Source organism: Brevibacterium sanguinis (assembly GCF_039528855.1).
Classification (GTDB): domain Bacteria; phylum Actinomycetota; class Actinomycetes; order Actinomycetales; family Brevibacteriaceae; genus Brevibacterium; species Brevibacterium sanguinis.
In genome coordinates this window covers 122083-139158 of record NZ_BAAAMB010000014.1, presented here as the reverse complement: position 1 = coordinate 139158, position 17076 = coordinate 122083, and the positions used below count along the sequence as shown (strand labels likewise).

The window sequence follows — 17076 nt, the reverse complement described above, 5'->3', positions numbered from 1 at the left end:
TCGGGGCCCTGGGACCCCGCTGACTTCAGGGTTTTCGGGTGCGCCCTCGGTCGCAGGAGGCCGATATCGTGGTTGGATGGTAGATGCCCGTAATCCCTTCAAGGAGGCGACATGGCCATCAGCAGTGAGCTGGAACAACTGTTAGCCAGCTGGATTCCCCGGCAGTCGTGGTTCCCGAAGCTCGCCGCTGACTTCGGCACCGACCCCGACATCACGCCGATGTCGGTCGCTCGCGCCTTCACCTTCACCGCCGAGGAGCTCGGCGGATTCTCCGGCCTCGTCACCGTGATCTCCGTCGGCGACGGCCCCACCCTGCGCCGCCTCAACATCCCCCTCTCCCTGCGCGGGGCCGAGGACATCCACCTCCGCCACGCCCTCATCGGCACCGTCGACGACCTCGCCCTCGGCCGCGTCTTCGTCTACGACGGCGCCGCCGACCCCGTGTTCGTCAATCTCCTCGCCGACGCGATCACGAAGCGCAAGGTCTTCGACGGCGGCCAGCTGAGCACCGAATCCCTCCGGCACAGCCGCGAGCGGGGGAGCCTGCCGACCGCGGGACGGACCGGGTCGACGTCGGGGTCGGCCGCCTCGGCGAGCGCAGGGGCATCGACGTCGGATTCCAGCGCCGAGGCGGTCCCCCCGAAGCCGGAAACGGCACCCCCGCTCACCGAGGTCAAGGACGAGATCGACGTCGAGATCCGCCCGATCGAGGTCGCCGACTCGGGGGCGAACAAGTCGACCGTCGTCATCCACGACGCCTACGAGCCGATCGAGCTGATCTTCTTCCGCGTGCTCGAGAACGGGATGCCGTCATCGCTGACGATCCCCGTGCTGCTGACGGAAGCGGGATCGCGCAGCGTGCCCGAGGTCATCGGCTGGAGTTCGGGTCGCTGGTACGACATGTTCGAGGTCACGGAGATGGAGGCGCCGATGGCGCTGCTCTCCCGCGCCGATGTCGAGGCCGAGCCCGCGTGGCGCGAAGCCGTCGACATCGTGTGCGCCGTCGATTCGGGATCGATCGGCGGATACAACGCGCAGGCCGCGGAGATGGGCCGGCGGATCGGCGAACTCCATGCGGACATGGCCGCTGAGTTCGGCATCGTCGAGGGCCGGGGTGCGCCGACGAAGGAGTTCGTCGACAAGTGGGTCGAGCGCATCGACTGGGCTCTCGGCCGGGCACCGCTGGCGCTCGATGCGCTCGTGCCCGAGCTCAAGCAGCATAAGGCCAAGCTGCGTTCGCTCGACACGATCGGGCAGCTGCAGAAGATCCACGGTGAGCTCACGCTCGACCACGTCGTCAGCTCGCCGAGCGACGGCTACGCAGTCGTCAAGTTCAGCGATGCGTCGAACTCGGAGCCCAGGCCGGTCGCCCTCGACCTCGTCGCCCTGCTCCGCAGCGTCGACTACGCCGCCGGATTCGCCCGGCTCCAGCGCACGGATGCGCTGAGCGCCGAGGACGGCAGCCTCGTTGTCAACGGCTTCGGCGACAAGCCCGCAGCGCTGCGGGCGATCTACGATTCTCCCGAGTACCTGTGGGCTTCGCAGGTGCAGAACTCGCTTCTCAGCGGGTACTCGCGGGCGCGCGGTGAAAGCATCGGCCTCAGCGATCCGGTGCTGCGCGCGGCCCTCATCGACAGGCTCCTCGTCGAGACCGTCACGGAACTGCGCAACCGCCCGAACTGGCTGTCGGTGCCGCTGGCGACCCTCACGCTCATCCTCAAGGGCAAGCCCGCCCGCGGTGCCGGCGACCCCACCGAGGCGGAGCTCAGTGTGCCCGCGAGCGGCGCGAGTGCCGGTGATGGTGGCGCGGGTGATGCGACGGGCGAAAGCGGCGATGAACGATCGGCCTCGCCCGAATCGGCTACGGCTCGACCTGAGACGACGAATGACGCTGAGGCCGACGACGCTGAGCTGCGTGATGACGTTGCACCGGGTGACAACGTTGCACCGCGCGACGACGCCGAAGTGCGTGATGGTGCGGCCCGCGATGATGATCGACCCTCGGGATCCGGTGCGGCCTTCGTCGCCGGTGCCGCAGGAGTCGTCGGGGCGGCCGGCATCGCCGGCGCAGCGACGGCCTCCTCGGAGGAATCCGCTGATGAGCGCTCCGACGCTGATGCGCCCGACACCGAGCGCACGGAATCACGCGCTGCCGACTCTGCCGACGGCACCAGCTCTGCGGGACAGAATGATCGTGCGAGCGACGTCGACGCTGCGGGACAGACCGGCTCTGTGAGCGACGTCGACGCTGCGACTGGCTTGGGCGGTGCCGATGACTCGGACACGGATGAGGTTGCGACCGCCTCGGCGAGCTCCGAATCCGCGACCGCGACCCCGCGCGATGTCGGTCTTCATGACACCCCGGTCGACGCCGTGTCGGCGGAGGCAGTGTCGACCACAGACGAATCGATCGCCGACATGGTCGCCGACGGCGGCGGCTTCACCGAGCCGAGCGTCGAAGCACCCACCGACGCCCAGGCCGGCACCGAGCGCTCCGGCGGCCGCACCTCCGACCCGTACCCCGCGGTGACGGCGGAGAGTGCGTCTGCAGACGAGGCGGTGACCACCTCGGTGCGCGGAACCACGGTGACGCGGACGCTCTTCATCCAGCACGAATCGACCAAGGGCAGCTCCTCCGGCCCGGACCTCACCACCGAGGGCTCGTACGTCGACGGGGTGACCACCGAGGCGGTCGAACCGGTCGACGAACGCGTGCCCGAGGTCGATCCCATCGTCAGCGAAATGGCGTCGGGGGACTCGGAGGTCAATGGCCTCGTCGAGGCGGACGTCGAAGCGATCGACGAGCCGGCAGATTCGGACGAAACGCGGCCTGTCGCTGAGTCCGAATCGACGACCGACACCGATTCCGAATCGCGGCCTGCCTCTGAGTCCGAATCGAGCGTCGACGCCGATGCCCCGCCGTTGGCCGAAGAGCCGCCGGTCGAGCGGACCGCGCCGATGCCCGATGCCCCGCCGCTGCCGCCCGAACCGCCGGAGTACGCTCCGGACATGCTGCCCGACGCCCCACGCGTGGCCGAAGACGAGACTGCGTCAGCGGTCGCCGCCGCCGACGACGAGCCGATCGCCGACAGCGCAGACTCTGCCGACCATTTCGACGGTGCCGACAGCGTGGATAGCGCCGACAGTGTTCCGGCTTCGGCCCGTGACACCGACACTGCGGACGAGGTCACCGACTCCGTTGACGCGGATGCCTCGTCGGAGGACTCCGGTGTCGCCGAAGCGCCGGTTCGACCTGCTCAGCGCCCCGGCCGTCCCGCGCCGGGCGGTGTGACCACCGACGAGGACGAGTTCGACGACGAGGAAGAGTCCGAGTTCGTCGTCTCCCGTGTTCCTGCGACGTTCGCTGCCCGCGGTGCCACCTCGGCCGATGCGGATTCGACTGGCCGCGCCCCGACCGAGCGGCACAAGCACGATGGGGGACCGGCACGTGAGGTGCCCGGGGAGAATAAGCCGAAGAACGGCAAGAACAAGCACTGATCGGATTCGATTGCAGGACCCGACCGATCGCGGGATGGTGCCGATCAACAGGAAGCCTCGGCGATTGGCAGTTGTTCGCGCGACTGTGAGAAACTGTTCTGGCTCAGCTCCGCGCTGAGCAGGCCGGGTTGATCACTGGAAGCGTGTCCGAGCGGCCGAAGGAGACGGTCTTGAAAACCGTTGTGCGGCAACCCCGTACCGTGGGTTCGAATCCCACCGCTTCCGCTGACGAAATGCGCTGCGACATCGACGGATGTCGCAGCGCATTTCTGGGGTTAATGATCAAAATGTGTGTACAGCAGGGGCGTGTCACACTCACTGAAGTCATCGAGACCGGCCTCCCCATCCCTTCTGGATACCGTTGCCGTCCTCGACACTGAACCCGGTCCCATACAAGCGATTCGTCTCTTCCCTGCCCGTCTCGGGCTTGACGACGACCGCCCGCTGACGATCGAGCACCCAGTCGTCGGCAGTGACGAAGGCCCAGGGATCCTTCGGCGCCTCGGTCCGCAGGTACAGCAGCCAATCGATCCCACGACGGGCATGCTCGATCGCCAGGCCGCGGTGGGCCCGGAGGAAGTCCTTGATCGCCTTATTCGGACCTCCTTCCAACGCGCTCGTTGCCCGCGCCACGACCAACCCTGTCTCAGCCAGCTCCAGCCACGTGAACAGATGCCCGTCAGTGATGAGTTCAGCCAGGAGCTTCCACGCCCGCCGGGTCCGGATATGGGTGTACCACCATTTCTGCCCCGGTCGCACATAGTTCGGTCGGGGTGCCCCGGACGTCGCATAGGTGCGGTGTTTGAGCAACGATTCCCATTCCGCTTCCCATGATGCGAAAGCAGCTGTCCAGGCAGCGGCCTCGCCGAGTGTGCGAATCTTCGGCAGAGCTGTGTACAGATGGAGCAAGGCCCGGTTCGCGGGTAGGCGTGGACGCCTGGTCAGGTGCTTGTTGCCGGCCTGACGAATATGGAAATAGCAGCGTTGGATCCGCGTGTCAGGCCAGTGCTTCTTCACTGTCGCGATGAGGGGCGCGTTGCCATCGATGATCGCGACTGTCGGGGCCGGGATCCGTTCGAGCAGTGCCGTCCAGGACGCGGTTTTCTCCCGGTCGCACCATTGCCAGTCGATGACGTGGGTACCGGTGTGGGCGATGAGGACGCACCATCCGTTGAAGTAGGTGCCATCGAGCATGATCTGGTCATAGACCACGCCGGTTGCAACGATGGTCGGTGCCACGTTCCAGCACCATTGGGTGCGGCGACGAAACGTCGCGATCGACTGGTCCTGGTCAGCGAGGCTGCTCGTGCCGAGTAGCCAGGTAAGGAACTTGTCGAAGACTGATTTCCTGGTGATGTCGTCCCGGGCCCGAGTGGTGGAGGCCCCGCAGTGTTTGCATCGCCACCGGGTGCGTCCGGCACTGGTTGTGCCGTTCTTGACGAGCTTGGTGGCACATACACCACAGACGGGATGATTTCTGGGATTGGACACTGAACATGCTTCCAGAGCATGTTCGACCCCGTCTTGGTCTACTGGTTACTGGGCAAGGGGCCTATCCTGTACACACATTTTGACCATTAACCCCATTTCTGCGTTCCGGACCGGTCCGACACGGGACCGGACGGTGCCCTGTCACGGCCGGCCGCCTCGGCGACATAATGTGACGTGAAACCGGACCGAATTCATACTTTTGTGTGAGGCGGCCGGTCGAGAACGTTGGTACCTTACGAAGGTCTGGTCGCTGCGCCCCCGCGCAGAGGCTGTGCAGCACCCCCGCGTCGACCCGGCGCAATCCCCACCGCGAGGCGGCGCAACGACGCTCCGAGCCTGCGCGATCGCCCCGCGTCCGCGGTCCGACGCCCCTGCGTCCGTGGACCGATGGACCAGCGTGTCCGCGGTCCGACGCCCCGGTCAGTCGACCGGCTTCCCCGGTTGAGCAGATCCCGAACCGGGCCCTGCGCCAGGTCCCGCCTCCGCTGCCGCACTGTCCTCCGGAACCTCGGGCTCCGACATGTCGGCGTCGGCCTCGGGATCGTCGAAGCTGCGGACCGTGCGCTTGAAGCCGCGCGTGAGGACCGCGAGGTAGACGACGCCGACGGCCAACCACACGAGCCCGCCGATGAGCGCCGTCTCATGCAGGCTCACCCAGAGCACTCCCGTGAGGATCGCCCCGATGGCGGGCATGACGACGTAGCTGAACGCCGACTTGGCGTCGACGACCTGACGGGTGCGGAACGCGTAGTGGGCGATGACCGTGAGATTGACGAAGGTGAACGCGATGAGCGCCCCGAAGTTGATGAGCGCGGAGATGAACTCGAGGCTGAACGACATCGCGAAGAGGCACACGAGGCCGACGAGGACGATGTTGAACACCGGCGTGTGCGTCTTCGGGTTGATGTAGCCGAACGCCTTGCGCGGCAGCACCCCGTTGCGTCCCATGACGAGCAGCATGCGCGAGACCGAGGCGTGCGACGCGAGCCCCGAGGCCACGGTCGCCGCGAACGCGGCGGCGACGAAGAAGAGCTGGAACAGCGGCCCGCCGGTGAGCAGCCCGATCTCCGGCAGCGGATCGTCGACGATCGTGAACTGCGAGTTGTCCGGGTAGAGCAGCTGCGTGATGTAGCTCGCGACGAGGAAGATGCCGCCGCCGGCGAGCACGGTGATGAGGATCGCCTTGGGCATGAGATTGACGTGCTTGGCTTCGTTCGTATACATCGTCACCGCATCGAACCCGATGAAGGAGAAGCAGACGACCGTCGCCCCGGTGAGCACCGCGGTGAACTCGACCCCGTCGTGGATGAACGGCTCGGGGCTGAAGACCGTGCCCGCTCCCTCACCGGCATTGAGCTGGGCGATCGCGAGCGCGCAGTAGGTGACCATAAGGACGAGGGAGAAGATGAGGAGGATCGCGTTGATGTTCGCCGTGCCCCGCATCGACGACAGGACGATGCCGGTCATGATGACCGTGTAGGCGACGACCCAGATCCACGGCGGTGCGTCGGGCACCATCGATTCCATGTAGAGGCGGATGATGAGGCAGTTGACCATCGGCAGCAGCAGATAGTCCATGAGCGACGTCCACCCGACGAGGAACCCGAGCCCCGGTGTCATCGTCTCGCGCGTGTACGTGTACGCCGAGCCCGCAGTGGGGAAGACCCGGACCATCTTCCCGTAGCTGAACGCCGTGAACACCATGACGACGAGCGCGGTGAGATAGGCCGCCGGCACCGCCCCGTTCGTCTCGTCCGAGACGATCCCGAACGTGTCGAAGACGACCGTCGGCGTCATGTACCCGAGCCCGAGCCCGACGATGGACCACAGTCCCAGGTTCCGTTTGAGCGATCCTGATGCCGCCATATCAATCCTCCCCGATGAGTCTTGCCGTGAGCGGCGCTGAGCAGCGTCCCCACGCGGGCGCAGATGTGACCTGCGCCATGCCGATGGTAATGCACTTCAACGAAAAGCGAAATCGTGACCACGGATAGAGAAGCTCATATCGCCGAGGCGGCGCTTGAGGGGTGCGAAATCCGTTGCGTCTGATTCGGCTTGAGTGGTCACAAGGTCAGTGGTGCAATCAATTGTCGAACGATCTTTCAGTTTTCCGGGATTGGGAGTAGGTTGGGCGGAGGAACTCACCGCCATCACCGTTGCTCGACGAGGAGAGACCCGCACCGATGCCGATCGAAACGCTCAGCCCCCAGCAGTCCCGCGCGTGGCAGGACAGGGTCCTCCCACCGGTCGAGCAGACCGCCGACGGAGTGTGGGCGATCCCGGTGCCGATTCCGAACAACCCGCTCGTCTACACCTACTGCTACGCGCTCGCCGACGGCGACGGCGTCGTCCTCATCGACCCCGGCTGGGACGGACGGGACCAGTACCTCGCGCTCACCTCGGCGCTGGCCGACCTCGGCTTCGCCGTGCGCGACATCCACGGTGTCGCGATCACCCACTACCACCGCGACCACATCGGACTCGTCCCCGCGCTCATCAAGGAGAACCCGGCGATGTGGGTGGCACTCCACGGCGAGGACCTGCGCGCGGTCAAGCGCTTCGCCTCACGGGCCGTCGACCTCGGCACAGGCACCGATCCGAACCTCAACATCGCCCGCGCCTACGGGGTGCCCGAGGAGCGCTGGCACGAGGTCGAATCGCTGCAGGTCAGCCGGCCGGCGAAGCGCGAGGACGGACCCGGACGCGAGCGCGATCCCTTCGCCCTCCAACTCGCGCAGCTGCCGGACACGCTGCGCATCCTCGAGGACGGGGCGACCCTGCCGCTCGAGACCGGACGCCTCGACGCTCTGTGGACCCCTGGCCACACCTACGGGCACACGGCCTTCGTCCGCGAGGGCGAACTCCTCTTTTCCGGCGACCACGTCCTGCCGACGATCACGCCGAACATCGGCCTCGACAGCGGCTCGATCACGCACAGCCTCGGCGACTATCTCGGATCGCTCGAGAAGATGGGCACGCTCGCTGCCGACATCGCCGTCCTGCCCGCGCACGGCTTCCGGTTCCGCGGTCTCCACGAGCGCCAACGGGAGCTCGTCGAGCATCACCGCGAGCGCCTCGCCGAGATCGACGCGCGGATGAGCGAGACCGACGACCATTCCGTCTACTCGATCGCCCAGGGCCTGCACTGGGCCCGCGGATTCGACCAGCTCCACCACTTCAACCTCTTCGCCGCGCTCGCCGAGACCGCCGCGCACATGCACTACCTCGACCTCGACGTCGGCACGGGCTCCCTCGTCGGGAATCGGTGAGGAAGGACCCGCCGGCATCGTTTTCCCCGGTGACCGTGCGGACCGGCACCGCAGCGCCGCACTGCCCACTGCCTCGGCGTGAGCGCGAACAGACCGCGATGTGGGCACGTGGGTCACCTGCTCCCGCGATGCGCGAAGATGACCGGCAACCCGAACGGAGGAGCCTCCCGTGACGACACAGCGACCCGCCCATGCCGCGCCGTCGGCGACCGAGTCCCACGATGCCCCGGAGCATGCAGGACAGCCCGATGCGAGGATGACGGCGGACTTCGTGTCCGCCGCCGCGGTGCGTCCGGAGGTCTTCGTCTCCCGCGCCGGAGACCACATCCAGCGCGGGCTGCAGCGCGGCCGCGAACTGCGCACCGGGATCGGCGCGGCGATCGCCGGCTACCAGCGGTACTTCGCCCACCTCGGCATCACCGAGGTCGACGCCCGCCATGCCGCCGACGACAGCTATGCGCGCCTGCAGGCGTGGGCACCGGAGGCCGCCGCTGAGATCTCCGCGGTCGCCGAGGGCTCCGGGCGCACCGTCACCGAGATCATGGAGGTCATCGCCCGCACGGAGATCATGACGCTCGCCAAGGCGGCCCCCACCGAGTGCTCGACGGTGACCCGGGTCGTGCCGGGGGCGACGGTCTCGGCGCAGACCTGGGACTGGCTCGCCGACTTCTCGACGCTGTGGCACATCGGCGACGTCGGGGCCGTGCCCGGCCAGCTGCGCCACGTCGGCATCGCCGAGTACGGGATGCTCGGCAAGATCGGCCTCAATGAAGCCGGCGTCGGCGTCCACCTCAACATCCTCAAGCACGCGGACGACCGGGCCGGGGGAGTGCCCGTCCACGCCGTCCTCGACCGGGTGCTCTCGACCGCGCACACCCTCACCGAGGCGGTGGAGATCATCCGCTCCGCCCCGACCTCATCGTCGTCGGTCATCACCGTCGTCACCGCCGAGGCGGCCGTCCAGGTCGAGATCGCCGGGGAGGCCAAGCGCGAACTCCGCCCCGGGGACCCCGCGGGGACCGGCGACGCGAGGCCTGCCGACACCGAGGCGGCGCTCGCCGAGGCCGACGTCCTCCTCCACACGAACCACTTCCTCCACCCCGACCTGCAGACCGGAGCGATGGAGCTGCGCGCGGACTCGAGCTCACGGCCGCGCTACGACTTCCTCGCCGCCCGCACCGCTGCCGCAATCGCCGCGGGGAACCCGCCGGAGACGACGGCCGACCTCGTCGCCCTCCTCACCTCGGGGCCGGGGGATCCGCCGGTGAGCTGCACACCGGAGCCCGGGGCCGCCTACGGGGATCGGCCGGCGACCCTCGTCACGGTGCAGATCGACCCGGGTGCGAAGACGATCGAGCTCGCACCCGGGTCACCGGCCGACGGCCTCCACGGCAACCGCCGCTTCCAGCTCTGACCCGGCGCCGGCCGCTCCGGGGCCTGACGAGTTTGCGCCAGCTGAATCTGAGATGGCCAGTACCGGTCGTGGCCATCTCAGGTTCAACTGGCGCAAATCCGCGTTCAACACGCGCAAACCCGCCCCGGGGCCTGACGAGCGCGGGCCGTCACCTCATTCGGCGGACTTCTCCGCCTCCTCGGTGCGCATCTCGATGATCGTGTCGAGGCCCTTCGCGATCGCCTCGGGGTCGTCCAGGGCGGCCTGGGCGAGCTTCCACGGGACGATGTCGAGGTTCTGGTCGCCGATGACGAAGCGGATGAACGGCTGCTGGCTGCGGGGGTCGTCGGCTTCGAGCTCGGCCCCGTAGCGCCACTGCCCGAGCCCGATGCGCCGGATCGTCTCGCCGATGAAGCGCATCGCCCCGCCGACGAAGGCGATCTCGTCGTCGGCCATCATCTCGTCGCGGGAGTCGTATCGGACGTTCAGCTGCTTGCCGAGCCGGATGAGACTGTCGCGGTCGAGGGCCCACGACTGCGGGTCGGCCTGTTCCTTCGTCCACGAGGCGATGCCCGGCTCGACGGTGCCGAGGAAGCGGGAGAGGAACTCGACCTCCTCCTCGGAGGAGTTCTCGGACGTGAGCATCCCGATCGACAGACCCGTCGAGGTCCGCCGCGGGCTGCCGTCGCCGCCGAGCTCCTGGCGGGCACGGTCGAGCACGGCAGTGAAGATCCCGCCGGTGCGCTGGTCGACGGCGGTGAGGACGACGGCGACGAGGGGGATCGGCTCGCCCTTGGTCGGCCCGTCGGCATTGTCGGGGCGGATGAACGGCATCCCGTTGCCCGTCGTCTCATCGTGGTCCCACGCCCCGCCGATGGCGCGCAGATACGTCTCGCCGAGGTAGCGGATGAGCCCTTCGACGAAGCGGTGGTTGTCGGGGGAGACGACCTCGTCGGGGTTCGCGAACCGGGAGAGCACGAAGTGCTCGATGAGAGGCAGGGACTCCGGGCTCATGTCCTTGCGGAAGGGCGCCTGGGTGCCGTCCTCCTGTTCGACGGACTGAGGGAGGTCCGCGAGCACGAACGCGCCGAGGCGGACGTCCATGTTGTTGATGAAGGCCGTGTATTCACGCTGAAGTTCAGTCACGCCCTCCACCTTAGCCGCTGGAGCTCAGGCCTCAGGGGTCGCGCAGTCGGTGAAATCGAGGAACCGGAGGAGAACCTCGACGATGAGGCCCGGGTCGATGTCGACGGGGTCGCGCAGTTCGCGTCCGGCGGCGGACTGCAGCGAGAGGTGGGTGAAGAGGGAGATGAGGATCGTCAGCAGGCTGTCGAGCGGGATCGTCGGCACCGCGCCGACGTTCTCGATCGCCGTGCGCACGAGCCGGGCGAGCCTCTCCCGGCGACCGGCGTCGAGCTCCTGATAGCGCGCGTAGAGCTCCGGGACCCGCAGGCAGTAGAGCTCGACCTCCTGTTCGGCGATCGCATCGGCGACGGTGTGGAGCTTCTCGGTGAAGATCTCCTCGACGAACTGCGTGAGCAGCGGCCTGATCTCCGCGGCGTCGGTGTCGTCGAGCTGCTCCTTCCACCGCTGGATCGTCGCATCGAGGCGGTCGAGGGTCTCGGCGGCACGGATCTCGAGGGTCGCGAGGACGAGGTCGTCGCGGCTGGAGAAGTTCGAGTAGAACGCGCCGCGGGTCAGGCCGCCGGCTTCGCAGATCTCCTCGATCGACGCTCCTTCGATGCCCTTGACCGCGAACACGGAGACGCCGGCCTCGACGAGGGTGGACCGGGTCCGTCGCCTGCGGTCGCTGAGGTTCTCGGTGTTCATCGCGTGTCAGTCTCGCCCGTCTCTCGTCACCCGGCTGGTCCGCCTCCCGGCCGGGACGGCCCGGCCGAAACTGGGCATCCCATGGGAAATCACACGATTCTCTCATACTGATTTGCGCTCGAGAGGCGTTGTCCACAAGAATACATGACTGTATCCAATACACTTTTATATCGAGGTCTTCGTGTCGACATTTCTCTACGCCCTCGGGCGCCGGGCCTTCCGCCAGCCGGTGCGCTTCATCGCTCTCTGGCTGGTCATCCTCGGCCTCGTCGCCGCCGGCGTCGCCGCCTTCGCCGAGGACTTCGATGACGACTTCACGCTCCCGGGCTCGGAGGCGCAGGTCGCCCTCGACGCGATGAAGGCGACCTTCCCCGAGGCGGCCGGCACCTCGGCGTCGGTCATCGTCGTCGCCCCCGACGGACAGTCCGTCACCGACCCCGACTACCGGGACGGGATCGAGCAGGCCGTCGACGACCTCGGCGAGCTGCCCAACGTCGACGCCGTGACCTCACCGTTCGACGATATGGTCGAGGGCGCGATCAGCGACGACGCGCAGGCGGCGATGATCTCCGTCCAATACGACGGCAGCCTCCAGGAGGTCGGAGGACCCGCGGCCGCCGATGAACTCGTCGCCGCGCTCGATGGAATCCGCGCGGACCTGCCCGACGCCGAGGTCGACGCAGGCGGTGAGCTCTTCCAGATCACCGGCGTCCACGTCTCCTGGGTCGAGGGGATCGGCGTCATCATCGCCTTCGTCGTCCTCCTCCTCACCCTCGGATCGTTCCGCGCCGCCGGCATGCCGCTCATCACGGCGCTCATCGGCGTGGCGATCTCCGTCCTCCTCGTCGTCGGGGCGACGGCGTTCGGGGCGATCAACTCCTCATCGATCATGCTCGCCCTCATGCTCGGCCTCGCCGTCGGCATCGACTACGCGCTCTTCATCGTCTCCCGCGCCAGAGCGCTGCTGGCCGAGGGCCACGAACCCATCGAAGCCGCCGGGCGGGCAGTGGCGACGGCGGGATCGGCCGTCGTCTTCGCCGGCATCACCGTGATGATCGCCCTGCTCGGCCTCTCGCTGGCGGGCATCCCGTTCCTCACCGTCATGGGCATCGGCGCCTCGGGGTCCGTCGCGGTCGCCGTGATGATCTCCCTGACGATGGTGCCCGCCCTGCTCGGGTTCGCGAAGGCGAAGATCACCCCGAAGCCCTCCCGCCGCTACCGTCGGGCCATGGCCCGGGCGGAGGCCGAGGGGCGCGATGCGTCCACGGACAAGACCGTCCTCGCCGAGGCGGGCGAACCCTATCCGCAGACGTTCATGGACCGCTTCTACTCCGGCTGGCTGACCGCGGTGACGAAGCTCCCGATCCTCACGATCGTCGTCATCGTCGGCGGTCTGAGCCTCTTCGCGATCCCCGCCACCCAGCTGCAGCTGTCCCTGCCCACGGCCGGTCAGCAGGAGGAGGGGACACCGGCCCGGACGACGTACGACCTCATCGACGAGCACTTCGGTCCCGGGTACAACGGTCCGCTCGTCATGACGAGCGAGATCGTCACCTCCGATGATCCGCTCGGCGACGTCGACGACATCGAGGCCCGCATCGCCGACGTCCCCGGCGTCGAACAGGTCGTGCTCGCGACCCCGAACCGGGACGCGACGACCGCGCTCTTCCAGATCATCCCGACGACGAGCTCGGATGACCCCGCCACCCTCGACACCGTCAACCGGCTGCGCGAGCTGAGCACGCAGATCGAGGACGACTACGGCTTCGACACCGCCGTCACCGGTGCCACGGCCATCCAGATCGACGTCTCCGATCAGCTCGGCAAGGCGCTCGTGCCCTTCGGGATCTTCGTCGTCGGCCTCTCGATCATCCTCCTCACGATCGTCTTCCGCTCGATCGCCGTGCCGCTCAAGGCCACCGGCGGCTTCCTCCTGTCCGTCTTCGCGTCGTTCGGCTCCGTCGTCCTCGTCTTCCACGACGGACTCTTCGCCCAACCCCTCGGCATCGACCAGACCGGACCGGTCATCAGCTTCCTCCCGATCATCCTCATGGGCATCCTCTTCGGGCTCGCGATGGACTACGAGGTCTTCCTCGTCTCCGGGATGCGGGAGGCCTACGTCCACGGGGCAAGCGCCCGGCAGGCGATCCGCTCCGGGTTCCTCTCCTCCGCCCGCGTCGTCTCCGCGGCCGCGGTCATCATGTTCTCCGTGTTCGCGGCGTTCGTGCCCGCCGGGGAACCGATCATCAAATCGATCGCGCTGGCGCTGGCCGCCGGCATCTTCGTCGACGCGTTCCTCGTGCGGATGTCGCTCGTGCCGGCGATCATGCAGCTCCTCGGCGACAAGGCGTGGTGGCTGCCGAAATGGCTCGATGCGATCCTGCCCCGCCTCGACGTCGAAGGCGAGGGACTCGCCCATGAGGTGGCCCTGCGCGACTGGCCCGAGCCGAACTCGCCCTACCGCGTCTTCGGCCGCGGCGTCGGGGTGAGCGCCCACGGGCGCGGCTTCTCCCACGTCGACGTCTCCCTCCTGCCGGGCCAGACGCTCGTCGTCAGCGGCACCGACCGCACCGCGCTCCTGCTCGCGATGACCGGTCGCGTCCCGCTCACGGCCGGGGAGATGAAGATCGGCGAAATGGTCCTGCCCGAGCACGCGGGCAAGGTCAGGCGCACGGTCCCGTTCTACGACCTCGGCGAGGGAGGGACCCCGCCCCCGGGAGGGCCGGAGATCGCCCGCCTCCGCCGGGATGCCCCCGCCCTGCTAGTCATCGACGGCGCCGAGGCGCTGACCCGCAGCGAGGGCCGGTACCTCGCCGATGCGCTGCCCGAGCTCACCGCCGAGGGCACGGCCGTCGTCCTCGCCCTGCCGAGCGGGGATGTGCGCGGGATCCTCCCGCCCCACGCCGACTACCTCCACCTCGACCTCGACCAGGCGACGATCGACCCCGCCGCGGGAAGTCCCGCCGCGGGAGAACCCGAGGGCACCGACAGCATCGGCGCGCGCACCGGCGCCGCCGCGACGAACCACACGGAAGGCGTACAGTCGTGAGACTCGAGCGAGCGAACTCCAAGAAGCCCGTGACCTGGGTGTCCTTCGCAGGTCTCGTCCTCATCCCCATCATCGTGGCCGCCGGCTTCATCCTCGCCACCTGGAAGAGCGGGGACCGGCTCGACACGATCGAGGCCGCCATCGTCAACAACGATGAGGGCGCCGAGGTGGACGGTCAGACCGTGCCCATCGGACGGGAGCTCACCAGTGGGCTCGTCGGGGAGAAGGACAACAACGTCGACTGGGTCATCACCGACGAGGAGGACGCGGAGAAGGGGCTGGCCGACGGGACGTACGCGGCGCGGCTGACGATCCCCGCCGGCTTCTCGCGGGCGGTCACCTCGGTCTCCGACGCCGACACCGCGACGCAGACGCAGCTCGACATCGACGTCTCCGGCGTCGCACCGGCCTCGGACCAGCTCCTCTCCCGCTCCGTCGCCGAGGTGGCGCGCACGACGTTCAACACGGAGATGACGGAGACCTACCTCGACAACATCTACGTCGGGTTCAACGACATGGGCACGCAGATGCGCAAGCTCGGCGACGCCGCCGGCGAACTCGACGACGGCGCCCAGCAGCTCTCCGAGGGCACCCGGCAGTCCGCCGACGGTGCCGGTGAGCTCGCCGGCGGCATGCAAGAGCTCGACAGCGCCGGCGGGGAGCTGAGCACGGGAGCCGGCGACCTCGCCTCGGGCGCGGGTGAGCTCGCCACCGGGGCCGGGGAGCTCTCGACCGGGCTCGGCACGATGCGCGACGAGACGGCGAGCCTGCCCGATGACACGCAGCAGCTCGCCGACGGCGCGGGCGACCTCTCCACCGGGGCGAGCGACCTCTCCGACGGTGCCGGCCAGCTGTCCGGGGGCGTCGACGAGTACACGACGTCGATCGACGAGATCATCCGGGGCCTGTCAGGGGACTCGGGCAGCGGTTCCGGTCAGGGCGGACTCGACGACCTCATCTCCGGTGGGCAGGAGCTCGACAAGGGAGCGCAGGGCGTCGCCGAAGGGGCCAACGGTCTGTCCGACGGCCTCGGCGAGTATCGGGACGGCCTGCAGTCCGGCGCCGACGACGCGGACCAACTCGCCCAGAGCGGCACGGTCACCGGTCTCGACTCGCTGGTCAGCGCCGGTCTGCTCACGAGCGGTCAGGCCGACCAGATCCGGGCCCAGCTCTGCCCTGCCGGCACCCCGGAGCCTGCGTGCCAGGGCGCGGAGCAGGCGTATGCCCAGGGTCTGCTCGCCGGCACCTCGGGTGGGCTGAACTCGGCCGTCGAGGGACTCGGCTCGACCGATGATGAGCAGTCCCTCCTCGGCGGGGCAGCGACGCTGGCGACGGGAGCTGATGATCTCAGTTCCGGGATGAGCGAGTTCGTCAAGGGACTCGAAGACGGTCTCGGTGACCTCGCCGACGGCATGCAGGACATCGCCGACAACGCCCCGCAGCTGCTCGAAGCCTCGCAGGGTCTGCGCGACGGCGCCTCGGAACTCGCCGATGGCAGCTCACAGCTGTCCGACGGCGCCTCCCAGGTCGCTGACGGCAGCCAGCAGCTCGCCGATGGCATGCCGGCGCTCACCGACGGCATCGCGCAGTCCGCCGACGGCGCCAGCCAGCTCTCCGACGGCGCGAGTCAGCTCTCCGACGGCGCAGGCCAGCTGTCGACCGGCCTCGACCAGTACACGACGGGGGTCTCACAGGCGGCGACGGGCTCGACCGACCTCGCCGACGGGCTCGGCCAGCTCGCCGACGGCTCCGAGGAGTACACCGACGGCGTCGGACAGTTCGCCGACGGCGTGCAGGACGGCGCGGACGAGGTGCCGTCGTACTCGGCACCGGACCGGGACAAGCTCTCCCGGGTCGCCTCGGCGAACATCGAGGCCCCGAACACGGATTCGGTCGCGAACCTCCTCACCGGATCGACGATCGCCCTGCTCATCATGCTCGCGCTCTGGGTCGGGGGACTCGTCACGTACACGGTGCTCAAGCCGATCCCCTCCTCGACCCTGCTCTCGACCCGGTCGTCGGTGTCGGTGTGGCTGCGCGGTCTCGTCCCGGGGCTCGCCGTCGGACTCGTCCAGGCGCTCGTCCTCGCGATCCTCGCCGTCACCGTCATGGACATCGACGCGATCCAGGGCTTCGACATCGCCGTGCTCACGTTCGTCTCCGCGCTCGTGTTCATGGTGCTCAACTTCGCGCTCGTGGCGTGGTTCGGCGGGGTCGGCCGATTCCTCTCGGTCATCGCCGTCGTCCTCGCCGTCGCCGGGCGCACGATCGGGGCTGTGCCCGAGTTCTTCCAGTTCGTCGCCCCGCTGCTGCCGCTGACCCCGGCGATGAACGGGTTCTCAGCCATCGCGGCGGGCACGAGCGGCCTCGGCGCCGCCTACGGCGGACTGCTCGCGTGGGCGGTCATCGGACTCGTCATGTCGCTGCTCGCGATCGTCCGGGCCCGGACGACGAAGCCGGAGGAAGCCCTGGCGATGGCGTAGCGCGGCGTCGGTCGCTGGTCGCCTCGATCAAGTCGGTCCTCGATCAAGGGGTAGCCCGGATAG

General features: G+C 68.4%; 9 protein-coding genes and 1 tRNA gene. 6 read left to right on the top strand and 4 right to left on the bottom strand.

Annotated elements, in window-relative coordinates; genetic code table 11:
* The first annotated feature begins 111 nt into the window (after nt 1–111).
* Together ABD154_RS15385 and ABD154_RS15380 are read left to right on the top strand one after the other, a co-directional pair.
* The gene (locus tag ABD154_RS15385) at nt 112–3498 is read left to right on the top strand and encodes a maltokinase N-terminal cap-like domain-containing protein (protein WP_211978710.1); all 3387 of its coding nucleotides are present in this window, start codon (nt 112–114) and stop codon (nt 3496–3498) included.
* 137 nt (nt 3499–3635) lie between these two features.
* Nucleotides 3636–3723, top strand: a tRNA-Ser gene (locus tag ABD154_RS15380).
* Between the two features lie 99 nt (nt 3724–3822).
* Here the strand turns inward: ABD154_RS15380 and ABD154_RS15375 are convergent.
* Nucleotides 3823–4989 (bottom strand): IS1249 family transposase, encoded by a 1167-nt coding sequence (locus tag ABD154_RS15375; RefSeq protein ID WP_344251600.1) that lies wholly within the window; start codon nt 4987–4989, stop codon nt 3823–3825.
* 420 nt (nt 4990–5409) lie between these two features.
* Nucleotides 5410–6855, bottom strand: a complete 1446-nt coding sequence (locus ABD154_RS15370) for an APC family permease (protein ID WP_249120996.1) — start codon at nt 6853–6855, stop codon at nt 5410–5412.
* Nucleotides 6856–7172: 317 nt separating this feature from the next.
* Here ABD154_RS15370 and ABD154_RS15365 point away from each other — a divergent pair, with 317 nt between their 5' ends.
* Both ABD154_RS15365 and ABD154_RS15360 read left to right on the top strand, forming a co-directional pair.
* Complete coding sequence (locus ABD154_RS15365; RefSeq protein ID WP_211978712.1) at nt 7173–8258, top strand: MBL fold metallo-hydrolase; 1086 nt, start codon at nt 7173–7175, stop codon at nt 8256–8258.
* Nucleotides 8259–8427: 169 nt separating this feature from the next.
* On the top strand, nt 8428–9672 hold the full coding sequence (locus ABD154_RS15360; protein WP_344251599.1) for a C45 family autoproteolytic acyltransferase/hydrolase: 1245 nt from the start codon (nt 8428–8430) through the stop codon (nt 9670–9672).
* 153 nt (nt 9673–9825) lie between these two features.
* On the opposite strand, the gene ABD154_RS15355 is transcribed toward ABD154_RS15360, so the two are convergent.
* Together ABD154_RS15355 and ABD154_RS15350 are read right to left on the bottom strand one after the other, a co-directional pair.
* On the bottom strand, nt 9826–10797 hold the full coding sequence (locus ABD154_RS15355) for a hypothetical protein (RefSeq protein WP_198499743.1): 972 nt from the start codon (nt 10795–10797) through the stop codon (nt 9826–9828).
* 24 nt (nt 10798–10821) lie between these two features.
* Nucleotides 10822–11481, bottom strand: coding sequence for a TetR/AcrR family transcriptional regulator (locus ABD154_RS15350; protein WP_344251598.1), 660 nt, complete (start codon nt 11479–11481; stop codon nt 10822–10824).
* A 181-nt stretch (nt 11482–11662) separates the two neighbouring features.
* On the opposite strand from ABD154_RS15350, the gene ABD154_RS15345 reads away from it, so the two are divergent.
* Nucleotides 11663–14530: an MMPL family transporter gene (locus ABD154_RS15345; RefSeq protein ID WP_198499741.1), complete on the top strand. Its 2868-nt coding sequence runs from the start codon at nt 11663–11665 to the stop codon at nt 14528–14530.
* Nucleotides 14527–17013 (top strand): YhgE/Pip family protein, encoded by a 2487-nt coding sequence (locus ABD154_RS15340; RefSeq protein WP_344251597.1) that lies wholly within the window; start codon nt 14527–14529, stop codon nt 17011–17013. Before ABD154_RS15345 ends, ABD154_RS15340 begins: the two co-directional genes overlap by 4 nt.
* The last annotated feature ends 63 nt before the right edge of the window (nt 17014–17076 follow it).

Excerpts from the sequence above, each read along its gene's own strand:
- ABD154_RS15385 (WP_211978710.1), top strand. The coding sequence starts at position 112 with ATGGCCATCAGCAGTGAGCTGGAACAACTGTTAGCCAGCTGGATTCCC.
- ABD154_RS15370 (WP_249120996.1), bottom strand. The coding sequence starts at position 6,855 with ATGGCGGCATCAGGATCGCTCAAACGGAACCTGGGACTGTGGTCCATC.
- ABD154_RS15365 (WP_211978712.1), top strand. The coding sequence starts at position 7,173 with ATGCCGATCGAAACGCTCAGCCCCCAGCAGTCCCGCGCGTGGCAGGAC.
- ABD154_RS15350 (WP_344251598.1), bottom strand. The coding sequence starts at position 11,481 with ATGAACACCGAGAACCTCAGCGACCGCAGGCGACGGACCCGGTCCACC.